The 12367-nt window shown below is 68.4% G+C and carries 15 protein-coding genes; 10 read left to right on the top strand and 5 right to left on the bottom strand.

Annotation, left to right across the window (positions count from 1 at the left end):
• A partial coding sequence (locus tag AC1DXV_RS08395) for a LamG-like jellyroll fold domain-containing protein (protein ID WP_477933182.1) occupies nt 1-2388 on the top strand: 2388 nt, incomplete at its 5' end.
• Between the two features lie 67 nt (nt 2389-2455).
• On the opposite strand, the gene AC1DXV_RS08390 is transcribed toward AC1DXV_RS08395, so the two are convergent.
• Nucleotides 2456-3325 (bottom strand): NAD(P)-dependent oxidoreductase, encoded by an 870-nt coding sequence (locus AC1DXV_RS08390; RefSeq protein WP_477867001.1) that lies wholly within the window; start codon nt 3323-3325, stop codon nt 2456-2458.
• Nucleotides 3326-3475: 150 nt separating this feature from the next.
• On the opposite strand from AC1DXV_RS08390, the gene AC1DXV_RS08385 reads away from it, so the two are divergent.
• Complete coding sequence (locus AC1DXV_RS08385) at nt 3476-4258, top strand: helix-turn-helix domain-containing protein (RefSeq protein ID WP_477933180.1); 783 nt, start codon at nt 3476-3478, stop codon at nt 4256-4258.
• Here the strand turns inward: AC1DXV_RS08385 and AC1DXV_RS08380 are convergent.
• Entirely contained in the window at nt 4246-4980 is a 735-nt protein-coding gene (locus tag AC1DXV_RS08380) for a hypothetical protein (RefSeq protein WP_477866999.1), read from the bottom strand. The two genes, AC1DXV_RS08385 and AC1DXV_RS08380, sit on opposite strands and share 13 nt — an antisense overlap.
• A gap of 96 nt (nt 4981-5076) precedes the next feature.
• Nucleotides 5077-5295, bottom strand: coding sequence for a hypothetical protein (locus AC1DXV_RS08375; protein WP_477866998.1), 219 nt, complete (start codon nt 5293-5295; stop codon nt 5077-5079).
• A gap of 96 nt (nt 5296-5391) precedes the next feature.
• Between AC1DXV_RS08375 and AC1DXV_RS08370 the strand changes: the two genes are divergently transcribed.
• Nucleotides 5392-5949: a hypothetical protein gene (locus AC1DXV_RS08370; protein WP_477866997.1), complete on the top strand. Its 558-nt coding sequence runs from the start codon at nt 5392-5394 to the stop codon at nt 5947-5949.
• Here AC1DXV_RS08370 and AC1DXV_RS08365 read toward each other — a convergent pair.
• Nucleotides 5889-6692, bottom strand: coding sequence for a DUF6597 domain-containing transcriptional factor (locus AC1DXV_RS08365; protein ID WP_477866996.1), 804 nt, complete (start codon nt 6690-6692; stop codon nt 5889-5891). The genes AC1DXV_RS08370 and AC1DXV_RS08365 overlap by 61 nt on opposite strands.
• Before the next feature lie 144 nt (nt 6693-6836).
• On the opposite strand from AC1DXV_RS08365, the gene AC1DXV_RS08360 reads away from it, so the two are divergent.
• Both AC1DXV_RS08360 and AC1DXV_RS08355 read left to right on the top strand, forming a co-directional pair.
• Nucleotides 6837-7241, top strand: a complete 405-nt coding sequence (locus AC1DXV_RS08360) for a DUF3224 domain-containing protein (protein WP_477866994.1) — start codon at nt 6837-6839, stop codon at nt 7239-7241.
• 76 nt (nt 7242-7317) lie between these two features.
• Nucleotides 7318-7587 (top strand): hypothetical protein, encoded by a 270-nt coding sequence (locus tag AC1DXV_RS08355; RefSeq protein ID WP_477866992.1) that lies wholly within the window; start codon nt 7318-7320, stop codon nt 7585-7587.
• Here AC1DXV_RS08355 and AC1DXV_RS08350 read toward each other — a convergent pair.
• Nucleotides 7578-8057 (bottom strand): PEP-CTERM sorting domain-containing protein, encoded by a 480-nt coding sequence (locus AC1DXV_RS08350; RefSeq protein ID WP_477866990.1) that lies wholly within the window; start codon nt 8055-8057, stop codon nt 7578-7580. The two genes, AC1DXV_RS08355 and AC1DXV_RS08350, sit on opposite strands and share 10 nt — an antisense overlap.
• Between AC1DXV_RS08350 and AC1DXV_RS08345 the strand changes: the two genes are divergently transcribed.
• From AC1DXV_RS08345 to AC1DXV_RS08325, 5 genes are all read left to right on the top strand, one after another.
• The gene (locus AC1DXV_RS08345; protein WP_477933178.1) at nt 8056-8643 is read left to right on the top strand and encodes a DUF2784 domain-containing protein; all 588 of its coding nucleotides are present in this window, start codon (nt 8056-8058) and stop codon (nt 8641-8643) included. The two genes, AC1DXV_RS08350 and AC1DXV_RS08345, sit on opposite strands and share 2 nt — an antisense overlap.
• Nucleotides 8640-9380 carry a peptide-methionine (S)-S-oxide reductase MsrA gene (gene msrA / locus AC1DXV_RS08340; RefSeq protein WP_477933176.1) on the top strand — a complete coding sequence of 247 codons (741 nt, stop codon included), beginning with the start codon at nt 8640-8642 and terminating at the stop codon, nt 9378-9380. The genes AC1DXV_RS08345 and msrA overlap by 4 nt, the downstream gene beginning before the upstream one ends.
• 216 nt (nt 9381-9596) lie before the next feature.
• Entirely contained in the window at nt 9597-10190 is a 594-nt protein-coding gene (locus AC1DXV_RS08335) for a Spy/CpxP family protein refolding chaperone (protein WP_477874336.1), read from the top strand.
• 110 nt (nt 10191-10300) lie between these two features.
• Nucleotides 10301-11014, top strand: a complete 714-nt coding sequence (locus AC1DXV_RS08330; RefSeq protein WP_047591330.1) for a response regulator — start codon at nt 10301-10303, stop codon at nt 11012-11014.
• Between the two features lie 24 nt (nt 11015-11038).
• Nucleotides 11039-12355, top strand: a complete 1317-nt coding sequence (locus AC1DXV_RS08325; protein ID WP_477933173.1) for a sensor histidine kinase — start codon at nt 11039-11041, stop codon at nt 12353-12355.
• Nucleotides 12356-12367 lie beyond the last annotated feature (12 nt).

The following is a 12367-nucleotide window of genomic DNA, read 5'->3' as shown; positions in this document are numbered from 1 at the left end:
GCCTCCAGCTTCCGCGTGCATGCGTCGCCGATGCTGGCCGGCAGTGTGACCGTGTCGCGCGACTCGGGCGGCGTCCGGGTCGCGATCGCGTCGCCCGACGGGTGCGCCAACCGCGGGGAGACGATCACGCTGACGGCCGCGGCGCCAGCCAACTTCAGGCTGGCGGGGTGGCTCGGCGACGCCGGCGAGCTCTGCGATGCCGCGGCCGGCACGTGCACGATCCGCAACCTGTCCCGCGATCTCGTCGTGGCGGCGGACTTCAGGATCCAGTCCTTCGTGCATCCGGGGCTGCTGAGCACCGCCTCGGACCTGGCGCGGATGCGGGCCGCCGTCGCAGCGCACAGCGCGCCGGTGTACGACGACTACCAGATCCTGACGCAGGCCAGCCACGGGTTCGCGCCGACGCCCGCCGAACTCGACGCCGGCGCCCGGATCACCTACGCCGCGCGCCCGCAGCAGAAGGTGTGCCGCGGCGACAGCTGCAGCTCAGTGAACGCGCAGTACCTGTGGTGGGACATCAACGCGGCCCAGAGCTACGTCTACATGTGGAAGATGACCGGGCGCCGGGAATACGCGGATGCTGCGGTGCAGATCCTCAACGCCTGGTCGGGCACGCTCAAGAGCCTGGACGGGTACTTCGACGGCTTCCTCGTCGCCGGCATTCAGGGCTACCAGCTGTGCGTGCTGGGCGAACTGCTGCGCGACTACGACGGTTGGGCGCCCGCCGACTTCAGGGCCTTCAAGACCATGGTGCGCAGTGTCTTCGTCGACTGGTCTCAATGGTTCATCGGCATGAACCGCACCGGGCTCTCCACGGACCGGGTCTACGCCAGCTGGGACCTGGCGATGGAGAACTGCCTGCTGGCCTACGCAGTGCTGGCAGACGACGTCGACACCTTCAACTGGGTCCAGGACTTCTACGTCCGCGGCGGCACGAACGGCTCGCTCGCCAACTTCGCGTACTACCGGCACCCCGGCAACCTCGTGCAGACGCAGGAGTCGGGCCGTGACCAGGGGCACAACACCCTCAGCATCATGCTCGCGACGAACCTGGCCGAGATGGCCTGGAACCAGGGTGTCGACTTCTATGGCTGGGACAACAACCGGCTCCTGGGCGCCGCCGAGTACGTGGCCAAGGCCAACCTGATGAACCCGGCGACCCAGGCGGCCTACGTCGTGCCCTTCGTGTACTGGCAGAACCTGCACTGGCAGGACGCCGAAAACGGCTTCTCCACCGACGCGCTCGGCCTCCTGCGGCCGGAGTGGACGGTCGTCCACGAACATTACGTGAAGCGCAAGGGTCTCTCGGCGCCCTATACGGAGGCGATGATGAAGCTCGTGGGCAACGAGACCGGCCCAGGCGGGAACGCCAGCGGCGGGTACGACGGCCTGGGCTATGGCACCTTCCTGTACACGAGGCCGGCGGCCTGGCAGCCGCTCGCGATCGCGCCTGTCCTGACCGGCAAGGCTCGCGCGGGGAAGGCGGCGCTGGACTGGTGGGGCAGCGCCGGGGCCCGCCGCTACGACGTCCTGCGTTCGCCGAACTCCGGCGGGCCGTACATCGTCGTGGCAAGCGGCGTCACGGACCTGCTGACCTATGTCGACCAGCCGCAGGTGCCGGGCACCTACTACTACGCGGTCGTCGGACAGGACAACGTCGGAAACACGACGGCCCGCTCGAACGAGGTCGCGGTCGCCGTCGGCGGGACGCGCCTCCTGGCGACCCTGGGCTTCGACACCGACACGACACCCTACGAGCACGACGCGGCGAACGGCCGCGTGGTCGGCCGGCTCGTGGGCGCGGCCAAGCGCGTCGCCGGAAAGAAGGGGAAGGCGGTCGACCTCGACGGCGCCAGCGGCTACGTCGAGCTGCCCGACGAGATTCTGCGCAATGCGGGTGACTTCTCGTTCGCGGCATGGGTCTACTGGCGCGGCGGCTCGCACAACCGCATCTTCGATATCGGCATCAACTCGACACGCTACCTCTACCTCACCCCCGGAACGGGCGACGGGCGGGTCATGGCGGCGATCAGCCTGTACTCCTACGCTTACGAGCCGCAGAGCGGCGTCGTCGGCGGCAGCCTGAAGCAGAACGAATGGCACCACGTCGCGGTCACGCTGTCGGGCACCCCCTGTGCCGATTCGAGCGCGTCCACGTGCCCTGCGGGCAAGGGCGGCAGCACCATGACGCTGTACGTTGACGGCAAGCAGGCAGTGCGGACGGACGGCATCCTCTTCGCGCCCGCCGATATCGGCTACACGCGCAACAACACGCTGGGCAGGTCCCAGTACGGCTCCGACGCGCTGTTCAACGGGATGCTGGATGACGTGCGGTTCTATGACGGCGCCCTGAGCGCGACGGAGGTGGCGACCCTGTACCAGCAGTGAGTCCGGCGGACGCGGCGGCTGTTGCTTTTGACGCGTCAGCCCTGCAGGACGCGCATCTGGTATGTCGCTACGGCCCTGCCCGCAGCACCTTGATCAGTGCCGCCAATTCCTCCGTCTCCAGTCCCGCCGCCGCGGCACGACGCAGCAACTGCGCCACGAACGCAGGAAACTCGGCATTGATACCTGCGTCGCCCGCCGCCCGCAGCATGCGCTCCACCGCCTCGATCGAGATCGTCATCGGGCTCTGCGTCACCTCGAAACGCCCCTCATGGATCATCTTCCCCTCGTGCTTGAGGAAGTCGCCGAAGCTCGATGAGATTCGTGCAACGACCTCACCGTACGCGTCGACGCCGATGCCTTCCACTTCGCTGATGCGCGCTCCGTGCAAGAAGCCGATGATGGAACCGTAGAGGTACGACAGCGTCGCCAGGTCCATCGTGGCCGCAGCCCCGGCGGATTCTCCGAGGTAGATCAGGCCGCCGCCGAACAGCCGCAGCAGCGGTTCGGCGCGACGGTAGGCGTCGTTCGCGCCAGACACGAGGATGGGCGTGTCCGGCGTTCCCATCTGGGCGGGCGCCGCCTGGAGCGCGCCATCGACATAGGCGCCGCCGTGCCTCTGCACCCAAGCCTCGCCATCGCGCGCCTCCTGCGGGCTGCCGGTCGTCAGCTGCACGACGACGCGGCCCGCGAGACCGCTCGCCACGCCGTCATCGCGAAGAAAGGTGTCGGCGGCCGCGTAGTCGTGCACGCAGATGACGACGAACTCGGCCGCCCGCACGGCCGCTGCCGCGCTGGCGGTGCGCAGGGCACCTTGGCGCACCAGTGCGTCTGCCTTGGCCGCGCTGCGGTTCCACACGTGAACGCGGTGGCCGGCACGCAGCAGCAACTGCGCCAGCGTCGATCCCATCGTTCCCAATCCCATCACGGTCACATCCATAGAGTCCTCATTGGCAGTAAGCCGGCTGTGCGCCGGGCAAGCGCACAGCGCGCCTGCGGGGCAAGAATGCGGCCGATGCGTGGCGGCCGTCGCTCACGAACGGACGTTTCCCGGACACGTTCGGACGCTGCTGCTCAAGGAAGGAACACGATGGTGATGAACTTGCGGGTCGAGCGCCAAGCCACATTGCCGGRCCCGGCGGCCTGGGTGCCCATCGCCGACCATCGCGTCAAGCTGCAAGCCGGCCCGCCGGTGCGCGGAACCTGCCGCACGCGTGACTTCGTCGCCCGGCACGGCGAGATCGACATCGTCCCGGCCGGCATGTCCGATGCCTGGGAGGAGCACGACGCGGGCAGCACGTTGACCCTGCACCTGCCGCACGCGCTGCTGCGACGGGCTGCGCAGGAGATGCGCTTGCCCGTGGGCCGCGCGGCACTCGCACCGCGGCATCAGTTCCGCGATGCGCGCATCGAGCACATTGCGTGGGCGCTGGACGCCGACCGCCTGGCCGGCTCGCCGAGCGGCCGCCTGTTCGCGGACTCTCTGGGCGTTGCGCTGGTGGTGCACCTGCTCGGCCACTCGGCGGCCACCGCGCGGCGCGAGCCGGCGCCGCTGTCGCCGCAACAGCTGCGCCGGGTGGTGGAGCATATCGACGCACACGTCGCTGCCGACCTCTCGCTCGCACGGCTCGCAGAGGTGGCGGGAATCAGTGCGTCGCACTTGAAGACGGTGTTCAAGCGCAGCACCGGCGTGCCGGTGCACCAGTTCGTCGTTCAGCGGCGTGTCGAGCGGGCGGTGTCACTGCTGCGCGGCGGCGAGATGCCGGCCAGTGAGGTCGCGCTCGAGGCAGGCTTCGCGCACCAGAGCCACATGGCGCGCTGCATGCGCCGGCTGCTTGGCGTCACCCCGACACTGGTCAGTCAGGGCGCCTGAACGGATCCGGCCATGCGCGGATGCAGAGTCTCCTCGTGAGGTGGCCAGCAATGCATGCCGCCGCCGGTCTCGCCAAGGGCTTTGCGCCAGACCTTTTCGGGAAACAACCCGCGCTCGCTCAAGGCGGAAAGAAGCTCCGGACCGCCGTGCGCTTCTGTCGGCACGCCGACGCGCTGTGAGCGTTCCCGCACGCTGATGAACAGATAGTCTGAGTCGTTGATTCCGCCGTCCAAGAAGCACACCCTGGTGACGTCGGCCCAGCGGAACTGCTGATTCCAGCCGTGCTGCGAATCGTCCACCACGCGGATCCGGACCTCAGTGTCGTCGAACTCGACGCTGACCCGTTCGCCGACTGACATTGGCAGCTTGGCGAAGCCGAATCGCGTTGCCCACAGGTACTTGGCCGCGAAGCCGCCGAAGACCACGCAAAACAGTACGGCGTTGACCAACGATCCATCGCTCTGCCGTCCCGTGTAGACCGGCCCCGAACGCAACATGTCGACAAGGTAGGCGAGGCCGCCACCGATCACACCCAGGGCGATCAAGCCGCCGAAGATATGCGCGAACCTCCCGCGCGCGATGCACATCGCGGAGATCGCGAAACAGAATGCGGCGGGCAGCCAGCGGAGCCAGGAACCGTCGTCCCCAGATGCCCAAAGTGCCAGCATCAGGCCGAAGAGCGAGGCGAAGACGAGAAGGATCAGTCTGAAGGTCAGGGACATCGCGGCGAAGTATCCGTGAAGATTCTGCGAGAGCCTTGTTGATTCACTACTCGTGGCGGCGATGGAATGTCGTTCAGAACGTCGAGCTGGCCTGGCTCAAGAACTGCGCAGGCCCATTCGATCCTCTGTAGCAAGCTTGGACCGCGCATGGAATGCCCGCTCGATGAGGCCTTTGGCGACGGCATTCTTGGCTAGCGGATTGAGCGAGAACGGTGCCTTCGGGGAGAACGAGACGTTCGCGCCCAGCTCGCATGGCTCGATCAATCGCAGCGTCACGCGCGGTGGGTTCGCCAACGTGGTTGAGCTGACGTTCATGACCAGTTGCCCTACCATCGCCCCCTGCGCGGAGCCATCGGCCCGCAGTCAGGCGCGATCGTCGGCGACCGATGAAGCTCGAACCAGAGTGCGCTCATGACATGCCACCCCACCTTCCCCGCCGCGCTGCAGCCGGCCGCATTGGATCTGCTTCGCACACTCTGCGTTGCAGACCTTGCGCCGGCGATGCAGGGCTTCACGGTGCTCGTTCAGGGAGAAAAGTTGTCTGCTCCCTACCGCGTCTACTACGAGCCGGCCAATCTTCGATCGGCAATCGCAGGCTCAACCGGCGACACCCGAATGCTCGCGCTCTGCCTCGGCAGCAGGCACTGGGACGGCTACATCCGCGAGGAATGCGTACGGGAGCTCGTTGCCGTTGGCCGGCCCTGGGTCGTGCCATTCGTCGTCCAACTGATTGGCGAATACGTCGTCGAGATCGTCGAGGCAGCGGCAGCTACCGTCATCTCCGACGCGAGTTCTGCGCAGTTCGCCGATTTTGTGCGCGAGAACCCGGCATTCATGGCAACCACGAGGCGGCGGGTCACGAGCTACTGGGCCTGCTACTACCGCAGCCGCTTCCCGGCGCTTCAAAGCTACCCGGCTTTCGTGGCCCTCGAGGCCATTGAGCGATTCCCCTTGACCGCCGTCGCGTAGTCTGCCGGCGTGCGCCCCACCAGCTTCCGAAAGTCCGCAATGAAATGCGCCTGGTCGAAGTAGCCCAGATCCTGTGCCAGCGCTGCCCACGAGACCGGCTCGCCGGCCTGCACGCGGGCGACGGCCTCGTGCAGCCGGTAGCGCTGGATCACCCATTTGGGGCCGACCCCCACGTATTCGGCAAACAGCCGTTGCAGCGCGCGCAGCGTCAAGCCGTGGCGTTCGGCGAGGTCGGCGGCCGCGACGAGCTCGCGATCGTCGACGATCGAATCGACGATGTGCGCCGCCAGCAGCGCCTGCGGGTCGGGCCTGGGCACGCGTGGCGCGAGGAAGCGCTCGGCGGCTTCCACGGCATCGGCCATGTCCTCATGCCCGAGCACGTCGGCCAGCACCCGCGCAGCGTCGCCGAACAGCTCCGCCAGCGGCAGGTGGCGGTCGGCCAGCTCCGACACCGGCCGCTGCAGGATGCCGCGAAACGCGCCGGGACGGAACTTGATGCCGAAGGCCTGCGAGTCGCCCTCCAGCAAGGTCGTCCAGCGGCAGGTGTGGACGCCGTGGGCGGCCATGCGGCCGGGCTCGATGACGATGTGCACGTTCGGGTGCGGCAGCGTCTCCTGCACCTGCGGGGGCTGGCCGGCAAGGCGCCAGCGCACGCGCCAGAAGTGCTCGACGGTGTCTGCCAGCCCCGGCGTCGGCGCGGCCCGCTCGTGCGTGAAGGCGCCCTCGGCGACACGGTGCAGCACGCCGCGCGCTTCTTGCGCGACCTGTCGTCGCGTTTTTCCAATCGGCAGCGCGGGAGGGGGCATTCCAATGCGGGCATCGCCAAGTCCGGACGATGATGCCATGTCCCTCGACCACGTTCTCGCACCCATCGACAGGAGATCACCATGAGTACACGCCACGCCACCGGCCCCTTCGACGTGGCGCTCGCGCCGCAGCCGCTCAGCGACGTGGCCGCGCCTGCGGGCCTCGGCCGCATGTCGCTCGACAAGCGATTCCACGGCGAACTGGAGGCCACGAGCCAGGGCGAGATGCTCTCGTGGCGCGACGCCGCCAAGACCTCGGGCGGCTACGTCGCGCTGGAACTCGTGCGCGGCACGCTCGCCGGCCGCGAGGGCAGCTTCGTGCTGCAGCACAGCTCGACGATGGCCGCCGGCGTGCCGCAGCAGTCCATCACCGTCGTGCCGGGCTCGGGCACCGGCGCGCTGGCCGGGCTCTCGGGGCGCATGGAGGTCGTCATCGGCGAGGGCGGTGCGCACGCGTATCGGTTCGACTGGGGCTTGCCGGATTGAGCCACTTCCGCAGTTTCGGAGAAGCGCTGTCGAACCGTGAACGATACAAACGCGGGTCTCAAACCAAGGAGATCACATGTGCCACGGTATCGAACTCGCGAGTCGCCAGACGGAACTCGCTTCCAAGTGGAGCCACTGGATCCGCCAGTCCCACCGCTGGCTGTCGATGGCTTTCACGCTGACGGTCGTCGCCAACTTCATCGTGCGGGCCCGCGGCGAGCCCCCCGCGTGGGTGACCTACTCGCCGCTGATCCCGCTCTTCCTGCTGCTGTTCAGCGGCCTCTACATGTTTGCGTTGCCGTATGCGAGGCGCTGGCGCGGCACTGGCGCTCTGCGTCAGACCTGACCTTCGGCCGAGCGCCGCCGCCGCGCCTGCAACACAACACCCACCAGCCCCAAACCCAACAGCATCGCCATGGCGGGCTCAGGCACCGAAGAAGCAAGCGTCATCGTTCCACGCCATTCGGTGTTGCCGTACAGGTACCCGCGAACGTCGTAGTCGCCGATGAGCGAGTGATTGCCCAGCGTGCCGAAGAAATACGCCGTGGGGCGCGTCAGGTCGAGGCTGGGGTGCGTCACCTGCATCGCCACCGAGTCGCCGACCACCGACAGCGAGGTCACGTTGCCGACGACGGCACCTTCGACGAACACATGGCCGTAGAGGCCTGCCTTGGCATCGAACGAGTCCAGATCGATGGTCACCGGGCGGGTGAACAGCGGGCCGCTGGGGACGGGGTTGTTCGGCCCGCCGTACACCGCGCCGAAGAGCCAGCTCCCCGTCCAGGTGCCGAACAGGTCGGAGATCTGCGCGGCCATGGCCCCGAACGAGCTCACGGACAAGGCCGTCCCGAGGGTGGCTGCGGCCACCATCTTTCCAAATCGATTCGACATCCCGATCCTCCCTGCAATTGTTGGTGATTCAATGGTAAGCACGAATTGCACCACTCCGGATGACAGCCCGATGCCGTATCAAATGCTTGCCAATGCCGTGCTCCTGCTGCACCTCGCCATCGTGCTGTTCGTGGTCGGCGGCCTGGTGTTGATCGTCGTCGGCAACCTGCGCGGCTGGTGTGCGGTGAACTCGCTCTGGTTCAGGCTGGTGCACGTCGGCACCATCGGCATCGTCGTCGCCGAATCATGGTGGGGCATCGAATGTCCGTTGACCACGCTCGAGATGTGGCTGCGCGCCCAGGCCAAGGTCTCGACCTATTCGGGCGGCTTCATCGAGCACTGGCTGCAGTCCGTCCTGTTCTGGGATGCGCCGCCATGGGTGTTCACCGTGGCGTACTCTGTGTTCGGGCTCGCCGTCGTTGCCGTCTGGTGGCGTTTCCCGCCGAAGCGTAAGGTTCGCCCGGCTCGACACGACCCAGCCCGACACGACCCTCCAGGAGCGTTTCGATGATCACCCCTTCCCGCGCACCCCGCCGCCGCCTGCTCGCCGCTGCCGCCTTGCTCGTCGGCACCGGCGCCGTGATGACCCTCTCCGCCATGGCCGGCGGCATGGGCGGTGAAGCCAGGCTCATCCCGCCGTTCGCGCCCACCGCCACCGCGACAGCCTCCACCGCCCCCACCGAAACCGCCGTCCTCGCCGGTGGCTGCTTCTGGGGCGTGCAGGCCGTCTTCCAGCACGTCAAGGGCGTCACCAACGCCGTCTCCGGCTACGCGGGCGGCGAGGCGTCCACCGCCGTCTACGAATCCGTCGGCAGCGGCTCCACCGGCCACGCCGAGGCGGTGCAGGTCACCTACGACCCCAAGCAGGTCAGCTACGCCCAGCTGCTGCAGATCTACTTCTCGGTGGCGCACGACCCCACGCAACTCAACCGCCAGGGGCCGGATTCCGGCACGCAGTACCGCTCGGCGATCTTCCCGACCAATGAAGACCAGGCCCGCACCGCGCGCGCCTACGTCGAGCAGCTCGACAAGGCCCACGCCTTCAAGTCGCCGATCGCGACCCGCATCGAACCCGGCCGCCGCTTCTTCCCGGCCGAGTCCTATCACCAGGATTACCTCGCCCGCAACCCGCGGCAGCCGTACATCGTCTTCAACGACCTGCCCAAGCTCGACGACCTGAAGCGCCTGTTCCCGCAGGCGTGGCGCGCCGAGCCGGTGCTGGTGGCATCGAAGTCCGCAGCCAGCTGATCAAAAAAAAGCCAGCGGCCCGGGAAGGGACCGCTGGCGGGATCAAGGTTGGCAGTGGCAACTGCTGCACGGATGATACTGTATAAAAAAACAGCCCAGGCCAGATCACCCGCAAACCATTCACAGATCTTTACCCCCCAGCCAATCCCGCTTCACCCCCGCCCGCGACCATTCATTCCATCGACCCACCTCCCGCGGGTCTTGTTGGAGAAGACGATGAGCGACGTGAGCACTTTCGACGCGCTGCCGCAGGACAAGCCGCGCGGCATCAAGCGCCTGCTGGGCGGCATGCTGCTGGCAGTGGCCGGCACGGTGGCCCTCTCGGCGTGGGCCCAGAACCCCCCGCCGGGCCCCGGCTTCAGCCACGGTGCCCGCATGCACCACACCGGCATGGGCGGCCCCGGCATGTTCATGGGCCGGCCCGAGCAACTCAACCGCATGGTCGATCGGATGCTCGACGGCGTCGGCGCCAGCGAGGCGCAGCGCACCCAGATCAAGCAGATCGTGCAGGCCGCGGCCGCCGACCTGAAGACCCAGCACGAATCGGCCAAGGGGCTGCACGAGAAGGGCCTGCAACTGCTGGCCGCCCCGACCATCGACGCCGCCGCCGTCGAATCGCTGCGCCAGCAGACCGAGGCCCAGCACGACCAGGCCAGCCGCCGCATCACGCAAGGCCTGATCGACGTCGCCAAGGTGCTGACGCCCGAGCAGCGCACCAAGCTGGCCCAGCGCATGAAGATGCGCGAAGACCAGATGCGCGATCGCATGCAGCGCATGCAGCACGACAAGCCCGCCGCGGCCCCGAAGTAACTCACCGCGCCCAAGACGGACCGCAAGTTGTGATCTCATTGCGACCTGCCACTTCCAGTGGCCCGCGGCCCGGTGCCGCGGGCCCTTCGGCCTTGGAGGCTGACCGACCCATGACATCCCGCGTGCTGTTGATCGATGACGATGCCCGCCTCTCCGCAATGGTGGGCGACTACCTGCGCGGCTCCGGCTTCGAGGTGGAAACCGCCGGCTCGCTGGCCGCCGGCCGCGAGCGCCTGGCCGGTGCCGGCTACGACGCGCTGGTGCTCGACCTGATGCTGCCCGACGGCGACGGGCTCGACCTGTGCCGCGAGCTGCGCGCCAACCCGCGCACCCGCCAGCTGCCGCTGCTGATGCTCACCGCCCGCGGCGAGCCGATGGACCGCATCGTCGGCCTCGAGCTCGGCGCCGACGACTACCTGCCCAAACCCTTCGAGCCGCGCGAGCTGCTCGCGCGCGTGAAGGCGCTGCTGCGCCGTGCGACACCACCCACGGCGCCCGACGAGGTGCTGCGTTTCGGCCGCCTCGAGATCGATCTCGGCGAGCGCGTCGCCCGCCTGAACGGCGTGGCCTGCGACCTCACCAGCCACCAGTTCGACCTGCTGGTCGTGCTGGCGCAAAGCTCCGGCCGCGTGCTGTCGCGCGACCAGATCATGGACCTGCTGAAGGGCCATCCGCTCGAAGCCTTCGACCGCTCGATCGACGTGCACATCTCGCGCATCCGCGCGGTGATCGAGGACGACCCGAAGAACCCGCGCCGCGTGCTGACGGTGCGCGGCGCCGGCTACGTGTTCGCGAAGAAGCAGGACGCGGAGGGTGCCGACTGATGATCACCGGGCGTTGAGACCGCGATGCGCACGCTGACGCTGCGGATCTACCTCACCGTCGTGGCGGTGCTGCTGCTGTTCGCCTCCGGCTCGGCCTGGCTGTTCCAGCGCCACATGGAAGACGAGCGCATGCGCGCCGACAACGTGTTGTCCGAGCGCATGGCCGCCTGGGGCGACCTGATCCAGCGCTCGCTGCCCGGTGCCGAGTCGCCGCACGAGGACCAGGCCCAGGCGCTGCGCGATTGGTCGCAGCGGCTGCGCCTGCCGCTCGCGCTCGACGACCCGAGCGGCGATCGCATCTCGGCCTCCGATTCATTCGTGCTGCGCCAGGGCGAAGGCCAGACGCGCAGCTTCCAGATCCACCTCGAAGACGGCCGCACGCTGTGGGTGCTGCGGCCGGGCCTGCGGCGTCCGCCGCCCGATGGCCGCCCCGAGTTCGGGCCGATGCCGCCCAACCTGCCGTTCGTGCCGCCCAGCTGGCAGCGCGGCGTCGGCACGATCGTCGTGCTGGTGCTGCTGTTCGTCGCGGTGGCCGCCGGCGCATGGCCGGTGGTGCGGCGGCTCACGCGGCGGCTGCAGGCGCTCAAGCGTGGTGTCGAGCAGTTCGGTGCGGGCGAGTTGCATCACCGCGTGGAAGTCTCCGGGCGCGACGAGGTGGCTGCGGTGGCGGCCAGCTTCAACCTCGCGGCCGAGCGCGTCGAGGCGCTGGTGCGCTCGCACCAATCGCTGCTCGCGAATGCCAGCCATGAGCTGCGCTCGCCGCTCGCGCGCTTGCGCATGGCGGTGTCGATGATGGAAGACGCGACGCCCGAGCAGCGCCAGCGCCTGCGCCGCGAGATTGACACCAACGTCGGCGAGCTCGATGCGCTGGTCGAAGAGGTGCTGCTCGCGAGCCGCCTCGATGCGCTGCAGCACGTCGACCGCCATGAGCCGGTCGAGCTGCTGGCGCTGGCCGCCGAAGAAGGCTCGCGCGTCGGCGCCRATGCCGACGGCAACACCGCCACCGTGCAGGGCGACGAGCGGCTGATCCGCCGTGCGCTGCGCAACCTGCTCGAGAACGCCCGCCGCTATGGCGGTGCCGACATCACGATCGAGGTGCGCAACGGTGCCGGCCGTGCGCTGGTGCAGGTCTGCGACCGCGGCCCGGGCGTGCCCGAGACGCTGCGCGAGCGGATCTTCGAGCCGTTCTACCGGCTGCCCGGCCATGCCGAGCAGGCGGGCGGGGTGGGGCTGGGGCTGAGCCTCGTCAAGCAGATCGCCGAGCGGCATGGCGGCAGCGTGCGCTGCGAATCGCGCGCCGGTGGCGGCAGCTGCTTCGAGCTGAACCTGCCGCTGGCCTGACCGATCAGGCCG

It is taken from the genome of Rhizobacter sp. P3_C12 (genome assembly GCF_056402735.1).
Note: the sequence above shows the minus strand (reverse complement) of the source record. Positions and strands in the feature narration are given on the sequence as shown.

Excerpts from the sequence above, each read along its gene's own strand:
- AC1DXV_RS08390 (WP_477867001.1), bottom strand. The coding sequence starts at position 3,325 with ATGGATGTGACCGTGATGGGATTGGGAACGATGGGATCGACGCTGGCG.
- AC1DXV_RS08380 (WP_477866999.1), bottom strand. The coding sequence starts at position 4,980 with ATGTCCCTGACCTTCAGACTGATCCTTCTCGTCTTCGCCTCGCTCTTC.
- AC1DXV_RS08375 (WP_477866998.1), bottom strand. The coding sequence starts at position 5,295 with ATGAACGTCAGCTCAACCACGTTGGCGAACCCACCGCGCGTGACGCTG.
- AC1DXV_RS08370 (WP_477866997.1), top strand. The coding sequence starts at position 5,392 with ATGACATGCCACCCCACCTTCCCCGCCGCGCTGCAGCCGGCCGCATTG.
- AC1DXV_RS08360 (WP_477866994.1), top strand. The coding sequence starts at position 6,837 with ATGAGTACACGCCACGCCACCGGCCCCTTCGACGTGGCGCTCGCGCCG.
- AC1DXV_RS08355 (WP_477866992.1), top strand. The coding sequence starts at position 7,318 with ATGTGCCACGGTATCGAACTCGCGAGTCGCCAGACGGAACTCGCTTCC.
- AC1DXV_RS08345 (WP_477933178.1), top strand. The coding sequence starts at position 8,056 with ATGGCCCCGAACGAGCTCACGGACAAGGCCGTCCCGAGGGTGGCTGCG.
- AC1DXV_RS08350 (WP_477866990.1), bottom strand. The coding sequence starts at position 8,057 with ATGGCCGCGCAGATCTCCGACCTGTTCGGCACCTGGACGGGGAGCTGG.
- msrA (WP_477933176.1), top strand. The coding sequence starts at position 8,640 with ATGATCACCCCTTCCCGCGCACCCCGCCGCCGCCTGCTCGCCGCTGCC.
- AC1DXV_RS08335 (WP_477874336.1), top strand. The coding sequence starts at position 9,597 with ATGAGCGACGTGAGCACTTTCGACGCGCTGCCGCAGGACAAGCCGCGC.
- AC1DXV_RS08330 (WP_047591330.1), top strand. The coding sequence starts at position 10,301 with ATGACATCCCGCGTGCTGTTGATCGATGACGATGCCCGCCTCTCCGCA.